The sequence below is a fragment of the Terriglobus tenax genome, from assembly GCF_025685395.1.
In the GTDB taxonomy this organism is placed as follows: domain Bacteria; phylum Acidobacteriota; class Terriglobia; order Terriglobales; family Acidobacteriaceae; genus Terriglobus; species Terriglobus tenax.
The window spans coordinates 804,233-816,591 of record NZ_JAGSYA010000004.1; the positions used below are offsets into that span (position 1 = coordinate 804,233).

Below are 12,359 nucleotides of genomic sequence, written 5' to 3' on the forward strand. Positions count from 1 at the left end.
CATCCAGCTACGGCAGTTCCGGTTCTTCCAGCCCTGCTTCCACGCGAAGCGGGGTTTTCGTTTTAAACTCCCGCTGATAACTGGCAATCCAGTCACTGGACAACGCCTGCTGCGCCTGCTCCAGGGAAAGCTGACCGCTGCATACCCTGGCATACAGCCGCTTTTCCAGCATGTCCTTCGTCTGCGCATTCCACACGGTGGTGTAAGGCTGTGGCCACAGGTTCTTCACCTCTGCCGTACCGCCAAGCTGTGGGTTGATCAGGTAGTCCACCTGGAACTCGCGGCCACGCTGCTGCTGCGGCACATGGTATTCCGCAAACACAACCTGCTGCACCTGCGACGGCACCGTGGGGTCAAGATCGTCATCGCTCCCAGAGCAAACCTCCGCAAAGGCTATCGCGCGCACGGCACCGGGCGTCAGCGACGGATTCGGCACCGGACGATCTTCCACATACGGCTTCACCGCCGCGGAATACGGATGCAAAGAAAAACCAATCCCTCCGGCAACCAGGAGCGCCGCTGCCGCACTCGCCATCCCAATGCGCAGCAGGCTTGACCGACGGTGATGTTGCATTCGCTCATGCAACTGTGTCCGCTGCGCTTCCACTGGACGCGGCCGCGCTCGCAGTGTTTCCTCGAAGGCTGAGGCGAAGGTCTTCTCTGTGGATTGCTGTAGAGCGCGGCACGGTTCACAGGCAGCCAGATGCTGTTCGGCGGCAACAGTCTCCTCGGCGGACAACTCGCCCTCCAGCAGCAGCAGTATCTCCTCACGAGAAAGATGCTTAGCGCCGTTCAACGCTTCCCTCCGATCGTTCCAGCCGTTCCACCGAGCGGGCGACAGCCGTAGCCACTGACCCCAGCGAGATGCCAAGCACCTGCGCTATCTCACGATAGCGCAATCCCTCGGCGCGCAGCTGCAGGCAGGCACGGTCCGCCGCGGGCATCGCCTCCATCACCCGCCGCAGTCGCAACTGCCGTTCAGTGAACAGCAAGGCATCCTCCGGCCCGGGAGCAGGATCCGTACACTCCAGCGGCACATCCTCCGCACCGGCCACCTCGTGGCGATGCGCTCCTCGCCGCTTCAGGGCAAGGTTATGCGTGACGCGGAAAAGCCAGCTCCGCAGGTTGTCCTGTGGCCGCTCATCAAGCAGGTGACGAAAAAGCGCGAAGAAGGTCTCCTGCACCACATCCTCGGCGTCCTGGACCGCTATGCCGAAGGAAACGGCGTACCGCAGCAATCCGGCATGGTGCAGGTCAAACAGCGCCAGCACCTCCGTCTCAATAACGCGGGTGCGCCCCGGCCGTACCACGGCGGGGACAAGGACTGCCAATCTTGACTGGTCAAATACGGAATTCATGCGAGGCGCCCCCATTATGAACGACAGCAGGGAAAACAATCCATCCCGGCAAAAATCAAACCCTTGAAAAATTTTCGAAAAAGACTGAACAGATCGCGACCCTCGGGAATATCTACGCAGCGGCATATTTCACAGCTTCCATCGTCGGGCCATTCGTTCCCGAGCAAGGGTCACATGCGTCTTCTGTTTCGTATCGTTTGCGGTCTTCTTCTCTGCTTCTCTCTGGTCTCTGCTCCAGCCCAGTCGCATGACTCCGGGCAGATTCACCTGGTCGTGAAGGACACCGCCGGCCTTGGCCTGGCGGTAACCGGTACACTGACCGGCCCCGGAGCCATCCAGCAGTTCCAGACCTCTGTCGGCGGCGAGCACACCTTCACGGGACTTGCCTTCGGCAACTACAGGCTGCAGCTCTACCGCAACGGCTTTGCCACGCAGACCACCGTCATCGACGTGCGCTCCTCCGATGTTGTGGAAAGCGCAATTACGCTGACCCTGTCGTCGCTCTCCACCTCGATCACCGTCTTCTCCCAGACTCCGATCGGCCAGGCCGATACCGACACCAGCACGGTACCAATTCCCGTACAGACCGTCTCCGCGCAGCAACTCGCCGACGTCAATGCGCTCAACCTGGGCGACGGCCTCAACAAGCGCGTCAACGGCATCTACGTCAATGAGAACCAGGGCAATCCTTTCCAGATGGATGTGAACTACCGTGGCTACACCGCTTCCCCGCTGCTCGGTACGCCACAGGGACTTTCCGTATACATGGACGGCGTGCGCCAGAACCAGCCCTTCGGCGACGTCGTCTCCTGGGACCTGATTCCGCAGGTCGCTATTCAGGACATGGAGCTGATCCCAGGCGCCAACCCGCTCTACGGCCTCAACTCACTCGGCGGAGCACTGGCCCTGCGCACCAAGGACGGCATCTCGAACGCCGGCCTCACGGTCAAGGCCACTGGAGGAAGCTTCGGCCGCCGCGCCGTCGAAGGCGAGTGGGGAGGCTTCACCTCCCGTGGCTTCAACTGGTACGTCGCCGGCAATCTCTATCACGAGGACGGATGGCGCAAGTACTCTCCCTCGGATGTGAAGCAGTCCTTCGCCAAGCTCGGCTGGATCACCGGACGCACCACCATGTCGCTCTCCGGTGCATATGCTATCAACAACCTCACCGGCAACGGAACGCAGGACTTCCGCAATCTGAACCGCGACTACTCCAGCGTCTACACCATCCCCGACCAGACAAAGAATCACTCCCCCTCGCTGACCTTCAACGTCACACACGAGGTCAACAACAAGCTCACCCTTTCGGGCAACGCCTACTATCGCTACATCCGCGCCAATACCTTCAACGGCGACCTGAACGACGACTCCTTCGACCAGTCGCTCTACACCCTCAGCACCGCCGAAAAGAACATTCTCACCGCCAACGGCTACACCGGCTTCCCCACCGGCGCAAGCAACGCCACGCAGCAGCCCTTCCCCTTCTGGCGCTGCATCGCACAGGGCCTGCTCAAGGACGAGCCCGGCGAAAAGTGCACCGGCATGGATACCTATGGCCAGAACAAGCAGACCGCCTACGGTCTCTCCGGTCTGCTCTCTTACCGCACCACGCGCAATCGCTTTGCCGCCGGCGTCTCTTGGGACCGCAGCAGCCTCAGCTATTCGCAGATCTCGCAGTTTGGCTACCTGAATACCGATGGCGTCAGCATCACCACCATCCCCGTCTTTGCGGACGGATCGACGGAAGACGACGGCGTTCCCAACGACACCCGCGTCAACCTGCATGGCAAGGTCAACGTCCCCAGCTTCTACGCGACAGACACCATCCTGCTCTCGAAGTTCACCTTTACCTTTTCCGGCCGCTACAACCACGCCACCGTCGATAACTTCGACCGCCTGCCCTCTTCCGCCGGACGTGGCACGCTCACAGCAAAGTACAGCTACCAGCGCTTCAACCCCTCAGCGGGCATGACCTACCGCCTTGCTCCGCAGGCGACCGTCTACTTCAACTACAGCGAAGGCAACCGCGCTCCCACCTCCACGGAGCTGGGCTGCGCCGATCCTGCATTCCCCTGCCGCCTGCCCAACGCCATGGTCAGCGATCCGCCGCTCAAGCAGGTAGTCAGCCGCACCTTCGAAGTGGGTATCCGTGGCAAGAATGAGAACCGCCTGCAGTGGAACGCCGGCTTCTTCCGTGGCACCAACTACGACGACCTTCTCTTCGTATCGTCCACCGCCACCGGCTTCGGCTACTTCACCAACTTCGGCCGTACCATCCGCCAGGGCGTCGAGGCGGGCATCAGCTACCAGTTCCACCCCTTCACCTTCTCCACCAACTACACCTTCCTGCAGGCCACCTACGGCTCGGCACAGATCGTGGATGGCAGCGCCAGCAGCGCCAACGAAGCCGCCGAAGACGGCGCACGCGGTATTGGAGGCAACCAGGATATCTCCGCCGGAAACACCCTTCCGCAAACGCCGTCGCACATCCTGAAGTTCAACGCCGACTATCGCCCCTCGCGCAAGCTGATGATCAACTTCAACGTCCTCTCCACCTCAGGTTCCTACGCACGAGGCAATGAGAACAACCAGCACCAGCCCGACGGAGTCTACTACCTCGGCGCCGGCCGCACAGACGCCTATGGCATCGCCAACGTCGGCGCTCGCTATACGTTCTCATCCAGGTTTGAGCTCTTCGCGCAGATCAACAACCTGTTCGACACCCACTACGCCACAGCCGCGCAGCTCGGCGGAACGCCCTTTGACTCCAACGGCAACTTCATCGGCCGCCCCTTTGCGTCCATTCGCTACGAAGGTGAAACCGTCTATCCCCTACGCCACTCCACCTTCCTCGCTCCCGGCGCTCCTATCAACGTCTTCGGTGGCCTCCGCGTCACCTTCCAGAAGAAAGCCCCAAAGGCTTAGCAACAGCACTGCACGCGGCCCCATCCTTCTTCAAAGGATGGGGCTTTTCCTTTTGCCCTTCCCCTTCTCGCTCTCCGTTGCCCTATCATCCCGACCGAAGCCAAGCGGAGTGGGGAGACCTGTATTCGCCTTTATCTTTCTTGTCGTTTGTCATCCTGCAAGGATCTGCTTCTCTCCAGTCATCCCTGGATGCCGCGACACACAGACATCACTCCATCAAAACTTCTCCCCCAAACATCCAGCACAGCAAAACGGCCATCCTAGAATCAAAATATGATCCGCACGGTCGCTGCACTTCTTCTGGGAACATCCTTTGCCATGAGCCAAACCACTCTCAAAACCGTCGAGAAGGTTGACCTTCAGCGCTATGCCGGCAAGTGGTATGAGCTTGCCCGCCTGCCCAATCGTTTTGAGAAGAAGTGCGACCGTGACGTAACAGCCGAGTATGCCCTGGATGGCAGCACCGTCTCCGTCACCAATACCTGCGTCCGGAAAGACGGCTCCCCTACCACTTCGCGCGGCAAGGCAAAGGTTGTGGATGCAGCCACCAACGCCAAACTCAAGGTGACCTTCTTCTGGCCCTTCTATGGCAACTACTGGGTCATCGGTCTCGATCCGGAGTATCGCTGGGCCATCGTCGGCGAGCCATCAAGGAAGTATCTCTGGATCCTCTCCCGCACTCCATCCCTTCCCAGGGAGACAATGGATGGCATCCTGCAAAGGATCAAGGGAAGCGGCTACCGTCCGGAAGACCTTCTCATCACGCAACAGACTCTTGTGGCCAGGTAACCCACTCCCCCAGCAAGTTACCTGGCCACTCCTCTACGCTCGCGAGGCAACGCGTGAGCGGAGGAAATAGACAACCAGTCCGGTGACGGCAACCATGCCCGCCAGCTTGAGTTCCGCGCCAAAGTTCTTCCTCGAAAACAGGATGAAGAGGAAGCCAACCATCGCCAGAACCGCCGGCAACGGATAAAGCGGCATGCGAAACCGGCCCTGCTTCCGCCGCTCCTCGCGGTGCTTCGGCGTCATCACCGCAACGCCCTGCATCAGGAACTGAAAGACAATGCGGATAATCACCAGCGATGCAATCACCTCCTGCAGACGCAGCAGGCAAAGCAGCATCGCGATGGCCCCAAGCGTAAACAGCGACACCGCCGGAATGTGATACCGGGCATGCACCTTGCCAAAGACAGCCGGAAAGTTCCCATCCAGCGCCGCCGCAAACGGGATACGGGAATAGCCCAGCAACAACCCGAAGACCGACGCCAGCGAAGCGGTCGCGATCAACACCACGACAATCGACGCCGCCGAATGCGCCCACGCATGCGAAGCAAAGGCCGTCTGCACAAACGCCGCCATGGTGTACTGGCGCGCCGAATCGTCATGCGTCAGGGCCATCATTGATTTCCACGGAAGAACGCCCAGCACCGAGATATTCATCAGCACATACAGCGTGCCCACAATCACAATCGATCCCAGCACAGCGCGTGGAATCGTCTTCTCCGGCTTCTCTACCTCGGCGCCCAGGAAGCAGGCGTTGTAGTAACCCCAGTAGTCATACGCAGACACCAGCAGTCCCGCACCCAGGCCATAGAAGAAGGCTGAATCCAGGTGGAACGCGCTCGCCGGAAACGAAAACGCCATGCTCGGAGAAAAGTGCGTAAAGCCTACCAGGATCACGCCCACCAGCGTCGCAATCACAATCGCGCCCGTCACACGCGCAATCCGTCCCACATGGGCCACCGGACGATACAACGCGATCAACGCAATGCCACAGGCACTCATCGCAATCAGCGTCTGACCGCTGAAAATAATCGGAGCATGAAAAAGGCTTCCACTCAGAATCGGCTTCGATGCGGAGGGCACAAACCACGTCACATACTGCGCAAAGCCAATGCATCCTGAAGCAATCGAAAGCGGCGCAGAGAGCAGGAGCTGCCAGGCATAAAGGAAAGCAAAAACCTTTCCCGCACCGTTTTTGCCATAGATGTTCTTCAGGTACGCATACGACCCGCCAGCCTCGGGATACGCGGTCCCCAGCTCACTCCACACGCAGCCGTCGCACAGCGAAAGCAGCGCGCCCAGAATCCAGCCAAGCATGGCCTGCGGTCCACCCATCGCCGTCACAATCAGCGGCAGAGTGATAAACGGACCAACGCCCACCATGTCGATAATGTTGGCGCTGGTCGCAGCCGTGGTCGAAAGACCACGTACCAGGTGAGGGTTCTTCTCAGTCACGGCCAAACGCCTTCACCGCGGCATGCAGATTGTTGGATGCCGCCGTCAGATGCTCCACCTCGCCAAACCGCCATGCGGCATCCTCCGCCGCCTGCTTCTGCGCCCGCTCAATCTGCGGGTCCAGCGCACTCGGAGCAGGACCTCCAGGCGTGGTGCGCACAGCCACGAAGTTCTCAGGATCAAGAGCCCGCAGCAGCGCATTCCGGCTCAACACCTGGGCCTGCTTCTCCTGCAATGCCTTCTCCACAAAGTCCACCATCGCCGCCGGCTGGTAGCGCCCGTTCGACGCCTTCACCGCGGCCGACACAATCGTATGCGCATCGTGGAAAGACAACCGCGCATCGCGTGCCAGCGTATCCGCCAGTTCCGTCACCGCCAGAAAGTCACCATGCGCACGCTCGGCCATGCGTTCAAAGTTATAGGAGGTCTCTTCCAGCACGCCAGCCATCAGGCGCAGAGCGCGCAGGCCATCCGCAAAGGCCAGGTCCACCAGCGGCTGAAGCGAATCTTCGCTGTCGTTCATATCCGCAAACGGAGTGTTATGCAGCGAGTTCAACACCGCCTGCGACTCGCTCATCGCACGCGACGCCAGGATGCGGGCATGCTCCAGCGGCACCGGGTTCCGCTTCTGCGGCATGATGCTGGAGACCTGCACGTATCCATCAGACAAACGCAGGAAACCGAACTCGGCTGTGGACCACAGCAGCATCTCCTGCGCAAAGCGGCCAAAGTTCACCATCAGCGTGGCCAGCACCGAACACGACTCGGTAATGTAATCCACCGCCGCAATCGCGCCGTACGTATTGACCTGCAGACCTTTGAAGCCAAGCAGCTCCGCCGTGCGCTCGCGATGAATCGGAAATCCGGTACCCGTAATCGCGCAGGCTCCAAGCGGTGAACGATTCACGCGGGCATACGCCGCACGGACACGCTCGGTATCGCGCTCCAGCACTTCAACAAAGGCCATCAGGTAGTGCCCCAGCGTCGTCGGCTGCGCCGGCTGGTTGTGTGTATACGCCGGAATCAGCGTCGCACGCTGTTCACTGGCAATCTTCAACAGCGCAGACCGTACCGCGATGCAGGCTTCCGCCACCTCCAGCAGGCGCTTGCGCAGCACCATGCGGTACATCGTCATATCAAGGTCGTTGCGCGAGCGGGCGGTATGAACGCGCCCGGCATCTTCTTCGCCGCAGAGTTCGGCGAGCTTCTTCTCCACCAGGAAGAACAGGTCTTCGACGGATCCGTCATACTTCGCTGCGGCAATCTCTTCCATCGGAAGCAATGCAAGCCCGCGGAAGCAATTGGCCGCCGTCTCCCGCGAGATGATCTTCTGCTCGGCCAGCATCAGCACGTGAGCGTAATCAATCTCCAGCATGGAGGGCAAAAACAAACGTTGCGCGTCATGGAAGACGTGAGAGAGCACCTGTTCACGATAAACGTCTGCCGGAAACTTTGAACTCTTCGAGGATGCCATGATTCCTTTGCTAAATAAGTTGAGGCCGCAGGATGGTTTGCCTGCGGCCCCGGGTTTACATCGTTAGAAACGTACCGCCGCGCCCCACTGGACAATACGCTGTTCCAGTACGCTGCTGCGCTGGGTGGTAACGGCGCCTGTTCCCACGCCGGTGGTAGTATTCACCGCCTGCGTTACCGCCAGTCCGGTGATGTTGTTCGTGTTGGTGATATTGTTCGCTTCCAGGAAGAACGTGGGAGCGAAACGGTCAACAATCTTCGGGAAGGTACGCGTGTAACGCGCATCCACCTGGTAGATCGAGGGGCTGCGGAGCGAGTTCCTACCAACAAAGGCAGGACGCGCCACACCGCTGGTCGCCGTATCACCATAGAAGGTCGTGTTGCTGGCCAGCAACGTTGCCTGGTCACCCGAGGACAGGTTGCCCAGGATAGCCAGCATGTTGTTGTTCGCCAGCAGCCGTCCAACCGGATTGCTGAGGTCAAACTTCGGCTCCAGAACAGCGGACATGTTGAACGCATTCGGACGGTTGACCGAAGCATTGCCGCGATCGAACTTCTTGTTCAGCGTGTTCGAAACACCCAGGTTCTGCTCAAAGGTGTTTACCTCAGGAGCATCCGAGATCACATGCGACCACGTGTAGCTGGCATTGAACTGCATACCGCGCCACGGAGTCATGGTCAGGTTCGTGAACATCGCGTTGTAGCTGGAGTTTGCACCCGACTCGACACGGTTCACCTCGTTGAAGCGTGCATCGTAACGCGTCGTTGCGCTGACCGTGTTGCTGAACGTGGGACGTCCGTCGGCGAGCGTCACTCCCGTCGGAATCACGTTGATGTTGTGACGCCACGGAAGATTACGTCCGTTCGACAGAATGTAGCCGATCGTGGCCGAAATATGGCTGTTGACCTGCTGCGTGATCTGCGCGTTGACGTTCCAGGTGTACTCGTTCTTGATGTTCGGGTTGATGGTCGTTACGTTCTGCGTCGCAACTGAACCGATCGAGGAAGGAATGCTGGGAAAAGCGGGGCGACCAGGAGTACCCGGAGTGCCACCATTGTAGGTAAAGGATGCAACACGGTTGGAGCCATCGAGGTTAAGCGCATTGAACCAAAGGTTCGTCGGCGTCTGCTGGTAGAAGATACCGGCAGAAACCTTGACCACCGTTGTGTCTGAAGCGCGATAGCTGAAGCCGAGACGGGGAGCAAAGTTCGTGTTCGGAATATTGAACTTACGCGAATCCGCATACGGTGCGTTCGCATTGGCCTGAGGCGCACCAAAGCGGTCATACCGCAAACCGTACACCATGGTAAGGCGCGGGCTAAGCTGCCATGTGTCCTGCGCATAACCGCCGTAGAACAGAGAAGCATATCCAACGCCGCTGGCATCGGTCTGGGAAGCGTAGTTTGCATAGCCATACGGATCGGTTCCGTTGCGGGCATTCAGATATGCCTGAACGGTCGCGAAGGTATAGCGATTGAACGATGCGGACCTCTGACGGTTCTGGATCTGCGCCAGTACGAAGCCGGCCTTGAAGGTATGCCGTCCGCGCACGTAGCTGATGTTTTCTGAACCGGAAGGCTGCTTATCCGTGTACTGCGTGCCGGCGCTGCTGGTGTTGCCAAAGGCAGCAATGTTGGTGATCACGATCGCAGGGCCAGTTCCCGCGCTCGCCCCGGCCGTGTACACATTGGCGCGGAAAGGAACCGAGAGACGGAGCTCATTGACCAGGCTGTTGGTCAGTGTAGACACAAGCTGAATGCCAAAAACGTGGGCACGATCCTTATAGTCGGCGTTCGCGCTGGTTGCGTTAATGCCGCCAACCTGCGTGTTCGCCGGGAAGGAGTTCTGGAAGTAGTTATAGCGCATGAAAATGGAATGCTTCGGCGTGATGGTGTAATCCACGCGGGCATCCATAAACTTGCCCTGCAGAGTGCCCTGCCCCGGAACCAGTTCCGAGGCTCCCAGTCCAAGCTGTGCGGCGTTCCCCGCCGTAATGGTCACAGGCGTCGGGCTGCCACGCTTCAGCTGCTCATACGCGCCGAAGAAGAACAGCTTGTCCTTGATCACCGGACCGCCCACATTGAAGGCATGATCTTCCAGGATCAGGTTCGGCTTGGCAGGATTGGTCACCTTGCTTTGTAACAGCGGATAGGCCGTTGCATCCACCCAGCGCTTCACGAACTCATACTTGCCGTGGAACTGGTTCGTACCGGAGTTGGAAATGACGTTGTACACGTCACCCGTCGTCCATCCATACTCAGGAGCAAACGAGTTGGAAACCGTCTGCACTTCCTTCACAAAGATGTTGCCGATCGGGAACAGGCGCAGACCGATACGGTCCGCCTCGGTATTCACCATACCGTCCAGCTGATAGTTGATGCGGTCCATCAGGCCGTTGGTGTTCAGCGTACGCGGAATGCCAAGCTCAGGGTTCGGGTGACCCGAAACGCCCGGCTGGAACACGATGAAGTTGTACGGATTACGCGAGGTCAGCGGCACGTTCTCAACTTCAACAGAGCTGAGCGTGCGCTGCACATTCAGGTTCGTCGGATCGATGGAAGCAATGGAGGCTTCCACCGTCACAGCAGTCGCAGCAGAACCGATCTTCAGGTTGCCATCAATCGCGGCCTCCGTGCCTGCATTCAGGTTTACTCCGGAGACAGTCAACGGTGAAAAGCCATCGGAGGTGATATTGACGGTGTATTCACCCAATGGCAGATTGACCAGAACATAATAACCATCAGAGCCGGTCGTGATCGTACGCGTAAAGCCTACAGACGGATTGGTAACAGTAATCGAAGCGCCAGCAATCGCTGCGCCGCTCGGATCCGCGACTCGACCGCGGATTGTTCCATTGATGGATTGCGACTGAGCGAATGCGGCAGGACTGGAAACCGCCACAGGCGCCAGCATGGCAACCGATAGTAGAACTGATCGAACCCGATGAGTTCTCATTATTTTTGACCCTCCCCGAATAGCAACTGACCTTTTGAATTGGAATCATGTACTGCGCTCCCGGAAGCGACTACTCTTCCGGGAGTTCGTCACTGCCTAGCCCTCACTTCATCCCAGCAGCTTGCCGTCCATCGCCTGCAGCGACAAGGCCACTGAGCCGTAGAGCTGGGCTTCCGGCCCAAGCACACTACATCGCACCTGCGGATGCGGGAAATCGCTCTCCGCAAGCACACCACCTACGGCTTCGCACAACGCCGCATGGGAACCAACACCTCCACCCATCACCACCAGCGATGGGTTGAAAAGCAACGTAATCGTCGCAATGGCGTCACCAAGAATCCGCGCCGTATTCTGCAGCACGGCCTTTGCCTGCGGATTTCCCGTCGCCGCCAATTCAAAAATCTGTGAAGCGCGTAGAGCTCGCAGTTCTGCACTGCCCTGCTTCGTGCGCTCCAGTTCGCTCTGCCACTGCGCTTCAATTCCGGCGCCGCCAATCACGCGCTCCAGTTGACCGGTGCGTCGCATCTCCATCGGCTCACGCGCCATTCCCGGAACACCCAGATAGCCGATTTCACCAGCGCTCCACGCGGAGCCATGATGAATCTGTCCGCCCAGGAAAACGCCGGCGCCCACGCCCGTGCCCATCGCAATGAAGACAAAGTCATCGACATTCTCTGCCGCACCGTGCCAGTGCTCGCCAACTGCGGCAAGATTGGTATCGTTCTCCGCAATCACCTCGAAGCCCAGCTTCTCTTCCAGCAGAGCGCGCAAAGGAACATCATTCCAGTCCGTCAGGTTCGGCGCGGAGAGAACCACACCGCGAGCCACATCCGTCACACCGGGCGCGCCTACGGTCAGGTGCTTCACCTTCTTGAAGGCCACCTTCGCGTCCTCGCACATCTGCTTCAGACCATCGCGCAGCAGCTGGCAAATCGAAGCTGGATCCTTCTCCTTCGCGCCGAGCTTGCAGGCCCACTGTGCGACCGGCTTGCCATCAAGATTGGCCAGCATCATGCGCAGCCGTGTTCCACCAATGTCGGCGCCGGCAACATAAGCATGCTCCGGACGGAAGCGAAGCAGCTCCCCCGGACGGCCTCCCGAGGAGACCCCCTCACCGAGATACTCGATCAGGTCAAGCGCTTCCAGATCAGCAATGGCCGCCGTTACGGTCGGTGCGGAAAGCCCCGACAGGCGAACCAGATCTGCGCGAGAGCATGGAGAATTCTCGCGCACCAATTGAAGAAGAACCCGATTGTTCGCGCGACGCAGATTGGCCGGACGAGAAATACGAAGCTCACGCGAATTAGCAAGCGTTAATGGCATAGCAGGTGTAGGCCCGATTATAAACAAACTTTACAAAGTCGCAAGTGGGTGTTATCAACAAGGACAATCAAAAAAACATCACC

At 59.1% G+C, this 12,359-nt stretch carries 8 protein-coding genes; 2 read left to right on the forward strand and 6 right to left on the reverse strand.

Annotation, left to right across the window (positions count from 1 at the left end; genetic code table 11):
- Window positions 1-7 precede the first annotated feature (7 nt).
- Together OHL13_RS08885 and OHL13_RS08890 are read right to left on the reverse strand one after the other, a co-directional pair.
- Entirely contained in the window at window positions 8-796 is a 789-nt protein-coding gene (locus OHL13_RS08885; RefSeq protein ID WP_263409775.1) for a zf-HC2 domain-containing protein, read from the reverse strand.
- Entirely contained in the window at window positions 783-1,358 is a 576-nt protein-coding gene (locus tag OHL13_RS08890; protein WP_263409776.1) for an RNA polymerase sigma factor, read from the reverse strand. The genes OHL13_RS08885 and OHL13_RS08890 overlap by 14 nt, the downstream gene beginning before the upstream one ends.
- Window positions 1,359-1,532: 174 nt before the next feature.
- On the opposite strand from OHL13_RS08890, the gene OHL13_RS08895 reads away from it, so the two are divergent.
- Both OHL13_RS08895 and OHL13_RS08900 read left to right on the forward strand, forming a co-directional pair.
- A complete protein-coding gene (locus OHL13_RS08895) occupies window positions 1,533-4,283 on the forward strand; it encodes a TonB-dependent receptor (RefSeq protein ID WP_263409777.1) in 2,751 nt (916 codons plus the stop codon).
- Between the two features lie 273 nt (window positions 4,284-4,556).
- The gene (locus tag OHL13_RS08900) at window positions 4,557-5,072 is read left to right on the forward strand and encodes a lipocalin family protein (RefSeq protein ID WP_263409778.1); all 516 of its coding nucleotides are present in this window, start codon (window positions 4,557-4,559) and stop codon (window positions 5,070-5,072) included.
- Between the two features lie 33 nt (window positions 5,073-5,105).
- Here the strand turns inward: OHL13_RS08900 and OHL13_RS08905 are convergent, their stop codons facing one another.
- From OHL13_RS08905 to OHL13_RS08920, 4 genes are all read right to left on the reverse strand, one after another.
- Complete coding sequence (locus OHL13_RS08905; RefSeq protein ID WP_263409779.1) at window positions 5,106-6,524, reverse strand: APC family permease; 1,419 nt, start codon at window positions 6,522-6,524, stop codon at window positions 5,106-5,108.
- Entirely contained in the window at window positions 6,517-7,998 is a 1,482-nt protein-coding gene (gene argH, locus OHL13_RS08910) for an argininosuccinate lyase (RefSeq protein WP_263409780.1), read from the reverse strand. The genes OHL13_RS08905 and argH overlap by 8 nt, the downstream gene beginning before the upstream one ends.
- A gap of 63 nt (window positions 7,999-8,061) precedes the next feature.
- Window positions 8,062-10,899 carry a TonB-dependent receptor gene (locus tag OHL13_RS08915; protein ID WP_263409781.1) on the reverse strand — a complete coding sequence of 946 codons (2,838 nt, stop codon included), beginning with the start codon at window positions 10,897-10,899 and terminating at the stop codon, window positions 8,062-8,064.
- Between the two features lie 162 nt (window positions 10,900-11,061).
- Window positions 11,062-12,186: an ROK family protein gene (locus tag OHL13_RS08920; protein WP_263409782.1), complete on the reverse strand. Its 1,125-nt coding sequence runs from the start codon at window positions 12,184-12,186 to the stop codon at window positions 11,062-11,064.
- Between the last annotated feature and the right edge of the window lie 173 nt (window positions 12,187-12,359).

Bases quoted from the DNA above. Each gene is read 5' to 3' on its own strand.
- OHL13_RS08890 (WP_263409776.1), bottom strand. From the start codon at position 1,358: ATGAATTCCGTATTTGACCAGTCAAGATTGGCAGTCCTTGTCCCCGCC.
- OHL13_RS08895 (WP_263409777.1), top strand. From the start codon at position 1,533: ATGCGTCTTCTGTTTCGTATCGTTTGCGGTCTTCTTCTCTGCTTCTCT.
- OHL13_RS08900 (WP_263409778.1), top strand. From the start codon at position 4,557: ATGATCCGCACGGTCGCTGCACTTCTTCTGGGAACATCCTTTGCCATG.
- argH (WP_263409780.1), bottom strand. From the start codon at position 7,998: ATGGCATCCTCGAAGAGTTCAAAGTTTCCGGCAGACGTTTATCGTGAA.